Annotated in this window: 21 protein-coding genes; 8 read left to right on the top strand and 13 right to left on the bottom strand. The window is 34.4% G+C overall.

Annotated elements, in window-relative coordinates; translation table 11 throughout:
- Nucleotides 1-6 precede the first annotated feature (6 nt).
- A complete protein-coding gene (gene dnaA / locus Q0871_RS02770) occupies nucleotides 7-1,431 on the bottom strand; it encodes a chromosomal replication initiator protein DnaA (protein WP_073244787.1) in 1,425 nt (474 codons plus the stop codon).
- A gap of 202 nt (nucleotides 1,432-1,633) precedes the next feature.
- Between dnaA and Q0871_RS02765 the strand changes: the two genes are divergently transcribed.
- Nucleotides 1,634-2,032: a thioesterase family protein gene (locus tag Q0871_RS02765; protein WP_299317600.1), complete on the top strand. Its 399-nt coding sequence runs from the start codon at nucleotides 1,634-1,636 to the stop codon at nucleotides 2,030-2,032.
- 3 nt (nucleotides 2,033-2,035) lie between these two features.
- Here the strand turns inward: Q0871_RS02765 and Q0871_RS02760 are convergent, their stop codons facing one another.
- From Q0871_RS02760 to ribD, 4 genes are read right to left on the bottom strand one after another with little or no spacing between them, the layout of a single operon-like run.
- Entirely contained in the window at nucleotides 2,036-2,638 is a 603-nt protein-coding gene (locus tag Q0871_RS02760) for a YigZ family protein (protein WP_299317597.1), read from the bottom strand.
- Between the two features lie 18 nt (nucleotides 2,639-2,656).
- Nucleotides 2,657-3,541: an EamA family transporter gene (locus Q0871_RS02755; RefSeq protein ID WP_299317595.1), complete on the bottom strand. Its 885-nt coding sequence runs from the start codon at nucleotides 3,539-3,541 to the stop codon at nucleotides 2,657-2,659.
- On the bottom strand, nucleotides 3,542-4,144 hold the full coding sequence (locus tag Q0871_RS02750) for an HAD-IA family hydrolase (RefSeq protein WP_299317592.1): 603 nt from the start codon (nucleotides 4,142-4,144) through the stop codon (nucleotides 3,542-3,544). It abuts the gene before it with no gap.
- Complete coding sequence (ribD, locus tag Q0871_RS02745) at nucleotides 4,137-5,210, bottom strand: bifunctional diaminohydroxyphosphoribosylaminopyrimidine deaminase/5-amino-6-(5-phosphoribosylamino)uracil reductase RibD (protein ID WP_299317946.1); 1,074 nt, start codon at nucleotides 5,208-5,210, stop codon at nucleotides 4,137-4,139. Before ribD ends, Q0871_RS02750 begins: the two co-directional genes overlap by 8 nt.
- A gap of 110 nt (nucleotides 5,211-5,320) precedes the next feature.
- Between ribD and Q0871_RS02740 the strand changes: the two genes are divergently transcribed.
- Genes Q0871_RS02740 through Q0871_RS02715 form a run of 6 tightly spaced genes read left to right on the top strand, consistent with a single transcriptional unit; the run spans nucleotide 5,321 to nucleotide 10,797 of the window.
- Nucleotides 5,321-5,806 carry a GNAT family N-acetyltransferase gene (locus tag Q0871_RS02740; protein WP_299317588.1) on the top strand — a complete coding sequence of 162 codons (486 nt, stop codon included), beginning with the start codon at nucleotides 5,321-5,323 and terminating at the stop codon, nucleotides 5,804-5,806.
- Nucleotides 5,807-5,808: 2 nt separating this feature from the next.
- The gene (gene prmC / locus Q0871_RS02735; protein ID WP_299317585.1) at nucleotides 5,809-6,678 is read left to right on the top strand and encodes a peptide chain release factor N(5)-glutamine methyltransferase; all 870 of its coding nucleotides are present in this window, start codon (nucleotides 5,809-5,811) and stop codon (nucleotides 6,676-6,678) included.
- Nucleotides 6,675-7,256 carry a TIGR00730 family Rossman fold protein gene (locus Q0871_RS02730; protein ID WP_299317582.1) on the top strand — a complete coding sequence of 194 codons (582 nt, stop codon included), beginning with the start codon at nucleotides 6,675-6,677 and terminating at the stop codon, nucleotides 7,254-7,256. Before prmC ends, Q0871_RS02730 begins: the two co-directional genes overlap by 4 nt.
- Before the next feature lie 5 nt (nucleotides 7,257-7,261).
- Nucleotides 7,262-9,253 carry an NAD-dependent DNA ligase LigA gene (gene ligA / locus Q0871_RS02725; protein WP_299317579.1) on the top strand — a complete coding sequence of 664 codons (1,992 nt, stop codon included), beginning with the start codon at nucleotides 7,262-7,264 and terminating at the stop codon, nucleotides 9,251-9,253.
- A gap of 6 nt (nucleotides 9,254-9,259) precedes the next feature.
- Nucleotides 9,260-10,498, top strand: a complete 1,239-nt coding sequence (locus tag Q0871_RS02720) for a sodium:proton antiporter (protein ID WP_299317577.1) — start codon at nucleotides 9,260-9,262, stop codon at nucleotides 10,496-10,498.
- A complete protein-coding gene (locus Q0871_RS02715; RefSeq protein WP_299317576.1) occupies nucleotides 10,495-10,797 on the top strand; it encodes a hypothetical protein in 303 nt (100 codons plus the stop codon). The genes Q0871_RS02720 and Q0871_RS02715 overlap by 4 nt, the downstream gene beginning before the upstream one ends.
- 29 nt (nucleotides 10,798-10,826) lie before the next feature.
- On the opposite strand, the gene Q0871_RS02710 is transcribed toward Q0871_RS02715, so the two are convergent.
- From Q0871_RS02710 to Q0871_RS02675, 8 genes are all read right to left on the bottom strand, one after another.
- Nucleotides 10,827-11,348 (bottom strand): N-acetyltransferase, encoded by a 522-nt coding sequence (locus Q0871_RS02710; RefSeq protein WP_299317575.1) that lies wholly within the window; start codon nucleotides 11,346-11,348, stop codon nucleotides 10,827-10,829.
- A gap of 104 nt (nucleotides 11,349-11,452) precedes the next feature.
- A complete protein-coding gene (locus Q0871_RS02705; RefSeq protein WP_299317573.1) occupies nucleotides 11,453-12,067 on the bottom strand; it encodes a fumarylacetoacetate hydrolase family protein in 615 nt (204 codons plus the stop codon).
- A 129-nt stretch (nucleotides 12,068-12,196) separates the two neighbouring features.
- Nucleotides 12,197-13,045: a class D beta-lactamase gene (blaOXA, locus tag Q0871_RS02700; protein ID WP_299317571.1), complete on the bottom strand. Its 849-nt coding sequence runs from the start codon at nucleotides 13,043-13,045 to the stop codon at nucleotides 12,197-12,199.
- A gap of 126 nt (nucleotides 13,046-13,171) precedes the next feature.
- Nucleotides 13,172-13,555, bottom strand: coding sequence for a hypothetical protein (locus tag Q0871_RS02695; RefSeq protein WP_299317570.1), 384 nt, complete (start codon nucleotides 13,553-13,555; stop codon nucleotides 13,172-13,174).
- Between the two features lie 65 nt (nucleotides 13,556-13,620).
- Complete coding sequence (locus tag Q0871_RS02690) at nucleotides 13,621-14,184, bottom strand: Crp/Fnr family transcriptional regulator (RefSeq protein WP_299317568.1); 564 nt, start codon at nucleotides 14,182-14,184, stop codon at nucleotides 13,621-13,623.
- 343 nt (nucleotides 14,185-14,527) lie between these two features.
- Nucleotides 14,528-14,977: a GNAT family N-acetyltransferase gene (locus tag Q0871_RS02685; protein WP_299317566.1), complete on the bottom strand. Its 450-nt coding sequence runs from the start codon at nucleotides 14,975-14,977 to the stop codon at nucleotides 14,528-14,530.
- A gap of 15 nt (nucleotides 14,978-14,992) precedes the next feature.
- Nucleotides 14,993-15,898, bottom strand: coding sequence for a bifunctional UDP-sugar hydrolase/5'-nucleotidase (locus Q0871_RS02680; RefSeq protein ID WP_299317564.1), 906 nt, complete (start codon nucleotides 15,896-15,898; stop codon nucleotides 14,993-14,995).
- A gap of 1 nt (nucleotide 15,899) precedes the next feature.
- On the bottom strand, nucleotides 15,900-16,685 hold the full coding sequence (locus tag Q0871_RS02675; RefSeq protein WP_299317562.1) for a 5'-nucleotidase C-terminal domain-containing protein: 786 nt from the start codon (nucleotides 16,683-16,685) through the stop codon (nucleotides 15,900-15,902).
- Nucleotides 16,686-16,730: 45 nt separating this feature from the next.
- Between Q0871_RS02675 and Q0871_RS02670 the strand changes: the two genes are divergently transcribed.
- Nucleotides 16,731-17,264, top strand: coding sequence for a hypothetical protein (locus tag Q0871_RS02670; protein ID WP_299317561.1), 534 nt, complete (start codon nucleotides 16,731-16,733; stop codon nucleotides 17,262-17,264).

The raw sequence follows: 17,264 nt of genomic DNA, 5'->3' as shown, positions 1-17,264 counted from the left end.
TAAGTTTTAAGAAAATTTCTTAGTTAAGTCATCTATGTATTTGCGAAACTGCTTATCGGTTTCGGCAAGGTTGTCAACAGTTTTACATGCGTGTAAAACAGTAGCATGATCTCTTTTGCCAATTTGTGAACCAATACTTGCTAATGAAGCTTTGGTAAACTTCTTCGCAAAGAACATAGCCAATTGTCTTGCTTGTACAATGTGTCTTTTTCTAGTTTTAGATTGTAAAGTAGCCACATCCATTTCAAAGTAATCAGAAACTACTTTTTGTATGTAATCAATAGAAACTTCGCGTTTGGTATTCTTTACGAACTTTTCTACAACCTGTTGTGCAAGCTCAATCGTAACTTCTCTTTTGTTCAAGGTAGATTGTGCTATTAAAGAAATAATTGCACCTTCTAGTTCTCTAATATTTGTTTTAATATGTTTAGCAACATATTCTATTATGTCTTCAGGTATTTCAACACCATCTCTATATAACTTGTTCTTTAAGATAGAGATTCTTGTTTCATAATCAGGGCTCTGCAGTTCTGCCGATAATCCCCATTTGAAACGAGAAAGTAAACGTTGTTCGATGTCCTGCATGTCTACAGGTGCTTTATCTGAAGTAAGTATTACTTGCTTGCCATTTTGATGCAAGTGGTTGAAAATATGAAAGAATACATCTTGCGTACCAGATTTACCTGATAAGAATTGTACATCGTCAATAATCAATACATCTATTAATTGGTAGAAATGAATAAAGTCATTTCTGGTATTTTTCTTAACAGACTCTATATATTGTTGCGTAAATTTCTCAGCTGAAATATATAAAACGGTACGTTCTGGATATTTATCTTTTATTTCAACACCAATAGCATGAGCTAAGTGTGTTTTTCCTAGACCAACACCACCGAATACTAATAACGGATTAAAAGATGTGCCACCTGGTTTATTAGCAACCGCCATACCGGCAGATCTTGCTAAACGGTTAGAATCACCTTCTAAGAAGTTATCAAAGTTATAATTAGGGTTTAATTGAGATTCTATCTTTATATTTCTAATACCTGGAATTACAAACGGATTACGTAATTCTGGATTTTTAGATTTAATTGGAACATCCATTTCTTGAGCTGCCATAGCGCCTCTGTTTGAACTCGGAATCTTTTCGGTAAAAGGTTCTTTGTTTCCGTAAGTGTTTTCCATTCTAATGATGTACACCAACTTTGCAGATTCTCCTAATTCTTTGGTGAGAGCAACTTTTAAAAGTTTAACGTAATGCTCTTCTAGCCACTCGTAAAAAAATTTACTAGGTACTTGAATACTTAATGCGTTCTCAGATAGTTTCACCGGTTTAATAGGTTCAAACCAAGTCTTGAATGCCTGCGGTTGGATATTATCCTTAATAAAAGCCAAACAGTTTTTCCATACGGAATTTGCAGTAACACTCATAATAAATTTTACACTTTTAATGGTTAGTGTTGAACTATAGGCGATTATAAAAAATCAGTATAGGTTCTCTTTCAACTTGGGCAAATATGTGAACAAATTATTGAAAAAAAAAATCGATTGTCATTGAATTTGACCTTTTTTTTTCTCATGTTCGCTTACTCAATAGGGGAGCTTTTAAATATATACTTTTTACTTGAAATAAATGCGAACAAACGAAATTTCTTTTCGAATTAGATACTCAGAAACTGACCAGATGGGGGTTGTCTATCATGGTAACTATGCTCAATACTTAGAATTGGCAAGAGTTGAATGGTTAAGGGCGTTAGGTATTTCTTACAAAAGCATGGAGGAAGGCGGAATTATGCTTCCGGTAATAAGTTTGTCCATAAAATATTTGAAGTCGGCATTGTATGATGATTTAATAACTGTTAAAGTTATTTTGAATAAAAAACCTGCTGTAAGAATTGAATTTGATTATGAAATTACGAATGAAGCAGGAGAATTATTAGCTACGGCAAATACCGTGTTGGTTTTTATGGACATGAAGCGCAAAAGACCGACTAGATGTCCGCAATTACTTTTAGATAAATTAGACTATTAGAAACTATTCGATTTCTTTAATCTCTAATTTGTGATGAGCTTTTAAAAGTTTCATTGTCTCATTAAAATCACTTTTATTGATAGACAATATCATTTTACATTTTAGATGTAAATCTTGAGATACAATATTCAATTGGTGTTTTTTTACCAAGCGCATTACAATATCCATTTCTGAATACTCAAACGTTACCGAAAGCTGTTGTTGTAAAACTCTGGTAACTATTTTAGCATTTTCTAAAGCTAACTTTGCGGCTTCTTTGTAAGCACTTATTAATCCGCCGACACCTAATTTGGTTCCGCCGAAAATACGAACAACCGAAACTAAGGTATTCGTAACATCAAAAGACTGCAACTGACCATAAATGGGCATACCTGCAGAGTTGTTTGGTTCACCATCATCATTAGCGCGGTACGATTTTGTTTCAATACCCATTTGCCAAGCATAGCATACGTGGTTTGCTGTGGGGTATTCTTTCTTAAGCGCTTCTATATGTTCTTTAATGGTGTCTTCATCAGAAACCGGAAAACAATAGCCATAAAACTTGCTCTTTCGCTCTTTGAACAAAATAGGACCAGATGGTTTGGCGATTGTTTTATAGGCGTCCATTGTAGTGATCGAAATATTTTAAATGAAAGTCATTAGTTGCTGACCAAAAGCGACCAGAATGATACTAAAGATAGCCAATCCTATTCCAAACCAGTTTTTGAACGTTAGGCGCTCTCTAAAAAGTAAAATACCAAGCAAAGTTGAGAACATAACAATAGCAACATTGTTTATGGTAAAAACCGAAGCACTGTTCCACGTAGGATGTTGTAGCGCTTTTAATAAAAAGTAGATGGAAAAATAATTAGGTATACCTAAGCAAATACCGCCTAGTATATTTTTGAAATTAATTTTAAGTCGTTGCTTGGTAGATTTAAATGCTATGAAGAATAAACCGAATATACCTGCAGCGGCAAAAACAGTAGCTGAGAACAAGGCATATTCCTCTTCGGGCATATGCGCATCTTGAAAATACTTTATGCTGGTATCGATAGTTCCGGAACCTAGAAAGACCAAAACAGGTAGTGCAAAAGCCCATTTCTCCGCTTTGATCTTCTTTTCTTTTAATGACGTAAAGTAAACGGCTAATAAGGCTAATATGATTCCTATAATTTCTAATACTCCAAGTGATTCTTTATAGAAGAACACTCCGAATAGTACCGGTATGGTTAACGACATTTTTGTAGCAACCGAAGCAACAGAGACTCCTAGTTTCTGAGAGGTGGCTGCCATTAGATTGAATATAAGTATGAAAAGAAGACCTAAAGCGATACTGCCCCAAAACCAACTTTTCTGTGGTATTTCAGCTAGGTGTATAGGCTCATTATAATAAATGACACCTACAGTGCAAGCAACAAAGTAATTGGTAATTATGGCATATATCGTTTGAACCTGATATTTGGCATACAATTTAAAAATAACGAAGATTAGACTTGAGAAAAGAATGCTAAGCGCTAAATACATCATTTAGAGATGGCTTAAAGTTTCTAGAACATCTTCTTTACCTACTTGAAGATTCCAGCAATGTATACCTAGCTTAGAAGCGGCATCTGTATTATCTTTAGTGTCATCTAAAAAGAACGTCTCATTTGCATTTAATTCATTTTCTTTCAAGACAAATTCATAAATATCTGCATTAGGTTTGCGCATTTTCATTTCTTGAGATAGGTAGAAAACCTCAAAACAGTTTTTAAACCTGTTGAAGCGTTCCAATCCCATGGATTCTTTCACTTTGTCTATGTGTAAATCATTGGTATTACTTAATAAAAACAATCGGTATTTATTATCGCTATTTAGTTTTTCAATGAATTCTAAGCGTTCTTCGGGAAAATCTAAAATAATGGAATTCCATGCGTCTTTAATTTGATTATTAGAAGCATTGGTAAAAATACCCTGTAGTCGATTAACAAATTCATCAGACTCCATTAATCCCATTTCGTATTCTTTAAAAATAGTATCCAATTCCGGGGTCAATTCAGTGAATCCGAATTTTGCCATTTCTAATAAAGGGGCTTGCTTATCTAGATTAATGAAGATATCTCCAAAATCAAATATGATATTTTTAATCATTACGTATTATGGTTAGTTGGTCGGTTAAAATTTGAATTTGTTTTAGTTTGCGTCCTGATATTTTCGGTGCGGCAATGCCTTTAGAGAATCTGTTTGTTCCTTTGAAAATTCGTGCTTCATCCCAAAGGTTAGCATCAATAAAACTTTGTAGTGTTTGTAATCCGCCTTCGATTATGACACTTTGTATTTGTTCTTCGTGCATCATATCGCACAGTTGTTGTGGTATGTTAGAATTAAAATCTAAGACTTTATAAGTTACTTCGGCAATATCATCTTTGCGTTCATTTATTTCGGTACAAACAATGGTCTTTTGTTTTCCGTCAAATACATGGTAATCCGTTGTTATTTTTAGACTTCTATCTAATACTATGCGTGTTGGTGCTTTGCCGTCCCAATCTCTTAAGTTTAATTGCGGATTGTCATCTAAGACCGTATTCGTGCCTACCAAAATACCAGCCTCTTCACTTCGCCATTTATGCACTAATTGTCGCGATTTGGTATTGGTGATCCAATAGGGTTTCTTCTCTTCTTCACGTTTTAAAGGTTCAGGAGCAATAAATCCGTCAGCGGTTTCTGCCCATTTTAAAATTAAGTATGGTCGTCTTTTAGTGAAAAAAGTAAGAAAGCGTTTGTGATGTTCCTCGCATTCTTTTTGTAGAATACCAACTAGTACAATACAACCTGCTTCTTCTAATTTTTTAATTCCTTTACCGGCTACTTTCTCATGTGGATCCTTTAAACCTATAACAACTTTAGGGATTCCCATTTTTATTATTAAATCTGCACAAGGCGGAGTTTTACCGTAATGAGAACAAGGTTCTAAGGTTACATAAATGGTAGATGATTTTAAAAGTGAAACATCAGAAACGGAGTTAATTGCATTTACCTCAGAGTGAGCGCCACCGTAGGTACTTGTAAATCCTTCGCCTATAATTTTATCATTATGTACAATTACAGCTCCTACCATAGGGTTAGGTGCTGTTAAGCCTAGTCCGTTCTTTGCTATCTGTAAACAACGAAGCATATAGGTTTCATCGGTAGAAAGCGCGTCTTTATTTAACGGCATTGAATTGTTGGTATCTAGATTATTAATGGACATCAAACTTTAACATTATACGCATATCACGTATCTTCACACTTCAAAAATAGTACTTTAAAACCTATTGCCTTATTCTTATGGAAAATGTCATTATCCGTGAAATTAGAAAGGGAGATAACCCGCAAGTAGCCAAAGTTATACGACAGGTATTAGCGGATATGGGTGTTCCAAAAGTGGGAACAGCATATGAAGACCCTTCATTAGATAACATGTTTGAACACTATGAGAAACCTAAGGCAACTTATTTTGTTATAGAAGAGAATGGTTCTATTTTGGGATGTGCAGGTATAGCTCAATTAGATAATTATGAGGGTAATGTAAGTGAGCTTCAGAAAATGTATTTTTTGAAAGAGGCTAGAGGTAAGGGTCTAGGGTATAAAATGATAAGCGTTTGTTTAAATCGTGTCAAAGAATATGGTTTTGATTCTTGTTATCTAGAGACATTACCTAGTATGGAAGCTGCTCAGAAATTATACAAGAAAATGGGCTTTGAATATATAGAGGACAGAATGGGAGATACGGGTCATTATTCTTGTCCCGTATTCATGCTTAAAAAAATGTAACTGTGTTATTAAAGGAGATTAAAAATATATTTCATTTAGAATTAGATGCTATTTATGGTAAGGACGAGGTCAATAGTTTCTTCTATTTACTAATTGAGCATTATTTTGATTTAGAACGTTTTGTTTTAGCAATACAGCCAGGGCTGCTAATTGATAAAAGACAAGAGACTGTTATATTTCAAGCCTTATCTGAATTAAAACTAGAAAAGCCTATTCAGCATATTATTGGAACATCATATTTTATGGACCTAGAGTTTAAGGTCAATGAGCATGTATTGATACCAAGACCTGAAACTGAAGAATTGGTTCGTTGGATATTGGACGATGTAAAAGATGTAAAACAATCATTGACTATTCTGGATATGGGTACAGGTAGTGGCTGTATTCCAATTTCTTTGGATAAGAATTTGACGAATGCAAAAGTATTCGGATTGGATATTTCTGCGGATGCTTTGAAAGTAGCAGTGGAAAATAACCGATTACTTAGTGCTAACGTAAATTTTTTCAAAGCGGATATACTTTCACTAGATAAAGAAACGGCAACAAAAGAATTAGACCAGAAGTTTGATATAATTATATCTAATCCGCCATATGTGCGAGAATTAGAAAAAGAAGAAATGCATAATAATGTCATAGACCATGAGCCTGGTTTGGCACTTTTTGTTCCTGATGAAGACCCTTTAAAGTTTTATAGCGCAGTAGTTAATTTTGCAGCTGACCATCTAAATGAAGACGGATGTTTGTATTTAGAGATTAATCAGTATTTGGGCAAAGAAACGATGAATTTACTTGAAGAATCTAATTTCAAGACTATAGAGTTACGGAAAGATATGTTTGGCAATGACCGCATGATAAAAGGAATAAGAAAATGAAAAGTATTGTAGTTTTTTGCGGTAGTAGTGAAGGTGTTGATTCTGCATATGGTTTACAGGCATCAGAATTAGGAGAGATTTTTGCGAAAAAAACTATTCAGTTGGTGTATGGTGGCGCTAAAATAGGCATCATGGGTAAAGTAGCTGAAGGAGTATTAAACAATGGAGGAAAGGTGATAGGAGTAATTCCTGTATTTCTAAAAAAGAAAGAAGTGGTTCATGAGGGGTTAACAGAATTAATCGTTACCCAAAACATGCATGAACGTAAATTGAAGATGCATGATCTATCTGACGGAATACTAATGTTACCTGGCGGATTTGGAACCTTGGAGGAATTTTTTGAAATGTTGACCTGGTCTCAACTGGGGCTACATCAATATCCGATAGGAATATTAAATACAAACGGATTTTACGATTCCCTTTTAAAGATGATGCATGAAATGGTCAAAGAAGGTTTTGTAAAACAAGAACATATAAATACTATTTTGGTGGACGATGATATAAATTCATTACTAGAAAAAATGGAAAATTACATTCCGTTACCAACACCAAAGTGGATTATTAAAGAGCAGCTTTAAGGAATATGAAGGCAAAAATAGAAGCACTTAGAACAGCGTTACGAGAGCATAATCATAATTACTATGTGTTGGATAGTCCGACCATTTCTGATTATGATTTTGATATGAAATTGAAAGAATTACAGGATTTGGAGGCAAAACATCCAGAATTCTATGATGCCAGTTCACCTTCACTTCGGGTTGGTGGAATGATCACTAAGAATTTTGCGACCGTAGTTCATGAGCACAGAATGTATTCTTTAGATAATTCTTATTCTAAAGAAGATTTAGAAGATTGGGAGAAACGTATTCAGCGTAACCTAGGCGATGTGCCTGTTGCTTTTACCTGTGAGTTAAAGTATGACGGTGCATCTATCAGTATAACCTATGAAAAAGGAAAACTGATAAAGGCAGTTACTCGTGGTGACGGAATTCAGGGAGACGATGTCACCAATAATATTAAAACGATAAAATCTGTTCCGCTGCAACTAAAGGGAGATTACCCTGAGAAGTTTGATATACGTGGAGAAATCGTTTTGCCTTTTGACGGATTCATGAAAATGAACGAAGAGCGCGTAGCAAATGGAGAAGATCCATATATGAACCCTAGAAATACAGCTTCAGGTAGTTTAAAGCTTCAAGATAGTAGTGCTGTTGCGGAAAGACCGTTAGAGTGTTTGCTATATAGTATAGTAGGTAGAAACTTGAATATAGATTCTCAGTTTCACATGTTAGAGAAAGCCCGTGAATGGGGTTTTAAAGTGCCAACCGTTGCAAAGCTTTGCAAAACCACAGATGAAGTTATGGCTTTTGTTGAGGAGTGGGATGTAAAACGACATGAGTTACCTTATGAAACTGACGGTGTAGTGATTAAAGTAAATAGTCTTCAGAATCAAGAAGAACTAGGGTTTACTTCAAAATCACCAAGATGGGCAATGGCGTATAAGTTTAAGGCAGAGCAAGTCTTTACTACGCTAAATGAAATAAGCTATCAAGTTGGTCGTACAGGGGCTATCACTCCCGTTGCAAATTTAGAGCCCGTGTTATTGGCAGGTACAACAGTAAAAAGAGCTTCATTGCACAATGCAGATCAAATTGCAAAATTAGATGTGCGTGTAGGTGATACCGTATTTGTAGAAAAGGGAGGAGAGATTATTCCCAAAATTATAGCGGTAGATTTAACTAAAAGACCTGCAGATTCTAGACCTACTGTGTATATACATCAATGTCCGGAATGTGGAACAGAGCTGACTAGAACAGAAGGCGATGCTAAACATTACTGTCCGAACGAATATGGGTGTCCGCCACAGATAACTGGTCGTATTCAGCATTTCATTTCAAGAAAGGCAATGGATATTGAAGGCTTAGGTGGTGAGACTGTTGAATTACTATTTAAAGAAGGTTTAATAGACGATTATGCCGATTTGTACAAACTCACCAAAGAAGATGTATTGCCTTTGGAGCGAATGGCTGAGAAGTCCGCAGACAATTTAGTCAAAGGCGTATCGGAATCGGTGCAAGTGCCTTTTGAGCGTGTTTTGTTCGCTTTAGGTATTCGTTTTGTAGGGGAGACCGTGGCAAAGAAATTGGCAAAAGCGTATAAGAATATAGATGCGCTAAAAGAAGCAACTCTAGAGCACTTGACTTCGGTAGATGAAATAGGTGATCGTATAGCACAAAGTGTGATAGACTTTTTTGCAAATGAAAAGAATATAGATGCTATAGAAAGATTACGTAGCTACGGAGTGCAATTAGAAATATCTGCAGAGAAATTACAAAACCAGACCGATACTTTAGCAGGTAAAACCTTTGTAGTATCAGGTGTTTTTGAGATATTAAGTAGAGATGAACTTAAGAAGAAAATAGAAGATAATGGAGGTAAGGTAGGTTCTTCCATTTCATCAAAGACTAGTTTTTTGGTTGCAGGGGATAAAATGGGACCAAGTAAGCGTACCAAGGCAGAGAAGTTGGAAATACCGATTATCAGTGAGCAAGATTTTATAAACATGTTAGCATAAACAACTATGGACGTTTTTACAATAATTTCAGTACTAGTATTTCTATCGGCAATTTTTGGCTATATAAATGCTCGTTTTCTAAAACTACCTAACAGTATTGGCTTAATGCTGATTACAATTCTGTTTACATTGGCAGTTTTTTTAATAGGTTATATTGATGACACTTTAATTAATGCAGAGCGATATATTATAACCCAGATTGATTTTAAAGCTGTATTGCTAGATATTATGTTGAGTTTCCTGTTATTCGCAGGAGCACTTCATACAAATTTTGAACAATTAAAAGTACAGCGTTGGCCTATATTGGTGTTCTCTACCTTAGGTGTGTTGGTATCAACCTTCTTAGTAGGTATGAGCATGTATTATTTATTACAATTGATAGGAATGGATATCTCTTTTATCTATTGTCTATTGTTCGGTTCGTTAATCTCACCTACAGATCCAATTGCAGTATTGGGAATATTGAAGAAGGCAGGAGCACCAAAGCAATTGGAAACTAAAATTGTGGGCGAATCTTTGTTTAATGATGGGGTAGGAGTAGTTGTTTTCTTAACCATTTTTCAATTGGCATCTGCCACTGAGGTAGCTGTTAGTCCGTTAGACATCTTAGAACTTTTTGGAGTTGAGGTCATAGGTGGGTTGGCATTAGGTCTGGCACTAGGTTGGGGAACATGGAAGCTTATGAAATCTATTGATGATTATGATATAGAAGTAATCATCACCTTGGCAACGGTAATGGTAGGAACGTTGATTGCGCAGAAATTCCATTTGTCTGCTCCATTGGCAATGGTTGCTGCAGGTTTGGTAGTTGGTAATGACACGGTACGTAATTCAGCCATGTCAGAAACTACAGAAACCTATGTAGATAAATTTTGGGAGCTGTTAGATATTTTATTGAACACTTTACTATTTGTTTTAATAGGGATGGAAATGCTTGTACTATCCTTCAAAACAGAATATGTAATTGCCGGATTGCTGGCAATTCCTTTAGTATTGATTTGTCGTTATTTATCGCTGTTACTACCTATTAAGTTCTTTGAAAAGAAGTTAGACTTTGTACCGAGAACTAATTTGGTGATGACCTGGGGCGGATTGCGTGGTGGTATATCCATAGCATTGGCATTAGGCTTATCTGATGAAATGCATAGAGATGCATTTTTAGTGATTACATACATAGTTGTGGTATTCTCTATTATCGGACAAGGCTTAACAGTAGAGAAGCTTATTAAAAGAGTTGTAAAATGATACCAAAGACCTATCTTGAATTTGAAAAGAGTTTAGAACTGTCCACTGTTCCAAAAGAATGGTCAGACGAACTAAAAGCGGCTTGGTATGATGCCAAAGGCGATTGGGAAGCTTCTCATAACATAGCACAAGACATGCACAGTACTTTGGGTAGTTGGTTACATGCGTATTTGCACCGTAAAGAAGGTGATCGTTTTAATGCAGGGTATTGGTATCGTTTGGCGAAAAAAGAATATCCTACAATCAGTTTAGATGAAGAGTTAAAGGTAATTGTTGAGTATATACTTGCATCAAAATAAAGTAATAAATATAGGTTTAGTAACTGGCTTTATGGGTTGAATTCTTTAACCATTCTATGCATTCCTTTCAATTCTTCTTTAAAGTATGGAATATCTAAAGTTGTTTTACTGTGAAATTCAAAACCAAGCTTTTTATAAAAAGAAATTGCATTTTCATTTGTGTCAATTACGCTTAAAAACATTTTTGTTTTCCCTCGCTCTTCTATTCTTTTAATAATATCTTTCAGCGCTAACTTTCCAATTCCAATTCCTTTACATTCTGGAAGAACATATATTTTCTCTAATTCTACGCTATTCTCAATCTGTAAATTGGGTCTTGAATTCGTACAGATTTTTATAAAGCCAACGACTTTTAGGTTATGTTGAATAAAATAGTATTCCATATTAATATCGGTTAAATCCGATGTAAGTCTTTCGGTACTAAATTCTTTATTCACATACCATTCTAATCCTCCATCGTTCCAGTGATTATAGAAATTTAGAGAATATGCAGCAATACAGATTTTCTTTAAATCTATAAGGTCCGATAGAAATGCTTTCTTTAATTCCATTTTACTTTTCAGATTGTTTCAACTTGATAGTTAACTTAAAGCCCTTAATAAATTCTAAATTTGGGTTATATAAAGGGCAATATGCTTTACGGGGGTATGTCTGTTTAGACCATTTTAAAATCTAACAATAATTCTCCTTCAATAGAAGCTTGTAAATGATCACCTTTAAATGTCTCACCTGCACCCACTTCTGGTGTACCGGTAAAAATCATGTCACCAGGGTTCAAGGTCATGAATGTGGATACAAAACTGATAATTTCTGCAAAGTTATAAATGATATAACCAGTATTACCAACCTGTTTCTTTTCTCCGTTGATTACTAAATCAAAATTAATATTATCTAATTCAGGAAAGTCCGATACTGGTTTAAAACCAGCAATTGGCGACGCACCGTCAAAACCTTTTGCCAAAGCCCAAGGTCCCTTTTTTTCTCTACTTGCCGTTAGCACATCTTTTGCTGTATAGTCGATACCGATTCCTATTTCTGAGATATAGGAGTTTGCATCCGCAATACTAACGTCTTTAGCGGTTTTACCTATTTTAACGACCAATTCTACTTCATAGATCAGCTGACCGGTTATCACTGGAAAAACGACATCTTTACTATCAGTAACTAAAGACGAATCTGGTTTTGTAAAAATAAGTTGAACATCATTTTTTAATCCGTCTATTTCAGATTTATCGACTACATAATTTTTTCCTATGCCTATTATTTTCATTGCTTATTATCTTAATGTGTAATTCAGTTTATGGGACTAAATTAATGATTATTACAACTATGGGATAACGAATTTCTTGAAATCACATTATCTCTTGGTTTTGTTTTAGGATTATGTTGAGGTATCGTTTTATTTTATAATATCCATTTTTCTAAAGGCCGATAGTGTAATGGATTTTCTTTTTTTGTTAAATTCATTCATATTGATATCAGAAGAAAATGGTTCTAGATTAGTGGCAAAGAAATAGGTATTGTCAGCTACTTCAACATAACCTACAAACCAACCATTAATTTTTTCGCTACGTATGGATAAGCCTGTTTTACCGCTGACCGTATAGTTATTTTCCGTATTGATGATCATGATTTTTTGAACGATGTCTTTTGTTCTTTTTGAAATAGGTAGTTTGTTACCATAGAACCTTTTTAAGAAATCGATTTGTTGCATTTGGTTGATACGTGATGTTCCTTCCAACCAAAAGTTTCGAATGTTTAACGAGTCTATATGCAGATCACCATAGTGTAGTTTTTCTGCATACGTGTTCATTCTTTCAGGGTTGATTTTTGAAGCTACTTCTTGATAACAGGGCACGCATGAGTATTGAAAAGCACCTTTTAACGCTAGATCCTGTTCCCATATATCTAACCATCTGTCTTCACCGTTCCATTTAAAAATGGTACTGTCACTTTCAATGACTCCGGTTTCAAGTCCTATAATGGAGTTTGCAATTTTAAAAGTCGACGCAGGCAATCTTCCTTGGTTTGCCCAATCAAAATCATTGGAATAATAGATGTCTTTCTTTAAATCATATATGACTACGGAACCCTTTACATCTGAGGAATCTATAATAGATTGAAATTCAGTATTTTCTATCTTATTTTCAATAGAATTAGGTTGTTCAATAGAATGGTCCTTATTTTGTTCTTTACATGAACTGACACACAATAAGAGTAAAGCGATATAGCTAAATTTCAATGGCATTAGAAAAAATATAAGGTTAATAAAAAGAACTTTAAAGATAAATATTTGAATTTATAAGAAGTAACCTTATGCTTATAACTAATTTTTTTTTATTCCGATGTGAAGCAAATCATTTCATGTGTTTTATTAATTTTTGGTAGCGGTTTTGTTTTGATTGAGTGCTTTTGTTTGTTTTATCGCCATAAACAATACAATTACCCCAATAATTCCAATAATTAAATTCCCCGTAGAGGTAATATCAAAGGGATTGAGTACAATTATCATTAAGCTGGCTACCACCCATAAAATGTCTTGAATAATAATCCATAGCACAGCTAATCTTCTTTGTTTTTTAATCTCATACCAAATAGTAATGGTGAAATAAAGTAACACCAAACCAACCACCCAAAAGATAGTAGTATTGTCCGTACCGAATAGTGCAGCTATTTTAGAATTAAATATAATCAGTAATATGCCTGAAATGCTAGAGAATATGGCATTGGCTTTTAAAGCGTTTTGTAATTTGTTCATGAGTTGAAAATCTTGTTTTTGCAAATTTCCGTAATCAAGACATCATCTCTCTTGACAAATGATAGTTAATTCAATTTTCTCAACCTACTTAATGATTCTGGTGTAATACCTAACATAGAAGCTATGTATTGCAATGGTACGGTATTAAAGAGTTCCGGTTCTTCTTCTAGTAAGCTTTGAAATCTTTGTTTTGCTGTGGTATGTAGTTGGGAGAACATACTTTTTTCTAACAAGGCGAAAGAATTCGCCAACAGAAGGTTGTCAAATTCCAACCATTTTGGTTCTGTTTTATTTAGTTTAAAATGATCTTCTCTATTGATGACATTAAGAGTGCAATCGGTAATAGCTTGAATGTTCCAGTGGTTATGGGTTTCAAAAACAAAGCTTGAAAGTGATGTAATAAATTTACCCGAACTACCTATCCATAAGGTGATTTCCTTGCCATCAACAATGTCGTACATTCGCAAATAGCCAGATGCAATAAATGCCATTTGTCTGCAGGCTTTTCCAGATTCTAAAAAGAAATTACCTTTAGAAATATTCATTGGTTTAAAAACCGAAATAATAGCATCCATTGAGCTATTGTCGATAGTTACTTGATTTGAGATGCATGTTTTTAATTTTTCCATTTTGATGAGTGATTGTTATTCATAAATACAAAAATTAAAAGAGATTAGTAGTGTGCAAATACATGAATTTTTCTATTTAGTTTTAAAGGGCTCTAGCACAGAAAATATAAATTATTTCAAGATGATGGAACATAAATAAAGCTTGCTGGTTAACAATGCTAAAGTTTGCAGAATTATTATAAGTTAATGCATTTGGAATTTAATTTAGGATTTATGTGGTTAAGATATTATTTAATCCGTTTTGACAATCATAGTATTTATTAAGAGATGGTGTTTGACTTATGCTAAACTAATTACACTTTTCTTTTCTATATCCATACATGATAATATCGTAGAAATAAATTTACAACACCTTCCTAAAACAAACACTATTCTTCATATGCTCATAAGGGGCGTAGTTATCGATAACGGTATAGTTATTCTTTTTGTAGAGTGCAATGGCTTCAGGTTGTCGTAATCCTGTTTCTAAGACGGAGTAGCTGTAATTCAATTCTTTTGCCCACTCTTCTAATACTACTAGTACTTTTGAGGCAATTCCTTTTCCTCGGTAATCTGGTTGAACATACATGCGTTTAATCTCAACCGAGTCTTTGTTAAACTCTTTGAAAGCGCCGCAAGCAACAAGGGTTTCGTCAGCATAAAAGACAACACAATTTTTTAAGGACATAATGCCATTAAATTGCGCGTAAAAAGTATTTTCATCACCATCGCGCAGTGCTAAATCTGCATCAAGCAGCGCTACTAATTCCTTAAAATTTGGGTTATCGCTAGAACAACGTTTATAGTAAAGCATGTTAAGATCTAATTTTTAGACTTTAATTGTGTATCCGTTAGCTATAGTGTTTTTGTTATCAAAATAGAAATCTATACGACCAAGGTTCACGCCAAAACATCCCACTTGATTAACCAATACATCACGGTCTGCAGTATTGGTAACTACAGTTGGTTTATCTAAAAATGTATGGGTATGACCACCAATAATTAAATCGGTGTATTTAGTTCTCTTTGCTAGCTTTAAATCATCTGGTTTTTCAGTGCTATATTCATATCCTAAATGAGAAAGGCAAATAACCAAATCGCACTTTTCCTCTTCCTTAAGTTTTGTCTCCATATCGGTTGCCAGTTCATAAGGGTCAAGAAATATGGTTTCTTTATAGAGTTGTTTGGTGACCAAACCAGCAAGTTTAATCCCTAATCCGTAGACACCAACTTTAATTCCGTCCTTCTCATAAATTTTATAAGGTTGTGTTAATCCGTCCAAAATCGTATTTGAAAAGTCGTAATTGGCACTGATAAAATTAAATTTAGCGTAAGGTATTTGCGCTAATAATCCGTCAATACCATTGTCAAAATCATGATTGCCAATAGTGGTAGCATCATAATTAAGCATGCTCATCAATTTAAATTCTAGTTCACCACCATAAAAATTGAAGTAGGGGGTACCTTGAAAAATATCACCGGCATCAAATAGAAATGTATGTGGGTTTTCTTTTCTAATGCTATCTACCAAACCAGCTCTACGCGCCAAACCTCCCAACCCAGGAAAATCTGCATGGTCTTTGGGGAATGCATCTACATGGCTATGTACATCGTTGGTATGTAAGATAGTAATATGCTTTTTTGTAAAAACGTTGCAAGAGTTTAGACCTAAGCCACCAAGAGTCAATAGACTAGACGATGCGGCAGTATTTCGTATAAATTTTCTTCTTTCCATTTTACTGTAATTGATAGTATCTTAAATCTACTTTTGGTGCAAGGGTATCCACTTTAGAAAAGAAATCTATCATGGCATTTCGTATTTTATAATCGGTTTCTGTTTTAGAAAGCGCTTCTTTAAAAAAGTTCATATTGTCGCCACCAGTTACTAGATAGTCAGAAGTAGCAACATAATAAGATTTGTTTTTATCTACAGGTTTACCGTTAATATTAAAAGTATTGACCGTGTTGTCTTTATTAAGTATAAGCTGTATACCAGCAACAGGGTGTGCTCTTTTAGATTGTATTAGGTAGTCGACCATTTTTAATAGGGCATCGCCTTTAAGTTCTACGACTACTACCGAATTTTCAAAAGGCATTACTTCGTATGCAGTTCTAGAAGTTACATTACCCACAGATATAATAGATCGAATACCACCATGGTTTAATAATACCAGATCAATAGTATGCCCTGTACGTTTATTGAATATTGAATTGGTTTCACTCAATACAATATCTGCCATTAAATTACCAGCTGTGGTATTGAATTTGCCATCGGTTTTGGTGATTACAAAAGGTGCATACGCCAAAGTACTGTCTAAAATACTTTCAACGCGATCATGATAAGGCTGAATAAATTTCTCAATACTGTCAACTGAAGTAAAACTAGTGTCGATAGGTATCTGCTTGCCAGTCAGTTCTTTTAGTTGCTCAGGGCTGTTTTTACAAGATGCTAAATTCAGTAATGTTATAAATATAACATAATGTTTTATATTTAAAATACCAAAGTGTTTTAACTTCGCCATAGAGTTGCAGGGATATTATTTACATTTGTCTAAATGTAAAAATACATGTTTTTAAAAGAAATTAAGGACAAGTTTAAACGGAAATCTGGCCGTAAGATATTAAAACAATTGGTGGCAACACCAGTTGCTGTAGCGCGTGAGGGTAAGGGAATACGTTCTGTAGGTTGTATTGTGGATTTAGATAAATTTGAGAAATCTGAAGTGTTTTTTCAGTTTCAGGAAGAGTTATCGTTGCATCCCAATGCGGTTAAAATTATTGGATATAAGCGTTTTTATGATAAAAACTCACCATATGCCACTCCTGTTTTTTCAGATAAGGACTTAGGGTGGAACGGTGAAATTGAAAACAGTTATGCCCTTGAGTTTTTAGGACGAGAATATGACCTTTTAGTGAATTATTATAATGAGGATAGCCTGTTGTTGAATTTAATGTCGGTGAAGGCAAAGGCTCGTTTAAAAGTAGGATTTACAGAAGTGGGACCTACTTACAATGATTTAATGTTAGATACGCCATTGAAGGACTTTCAAATATTTAAAAAAGAATTGAAAAAGTACTTGGGCATTTTTAAAGAGATTTAA

The organism is uncultured Maribacter sp., assembly GCF_947500985.1.
In the GTDB taxonomy this organism is placed as follows: Bacteria; Bacteroidota; Bacteroidia; order Flavobacteriales; family Flavobacteriaceae; genus Maribacter.
Note: the sequence above shows the minus strand (reverse complement) of the source record. Positions and strands in the feature narration are given on the sequence as shown.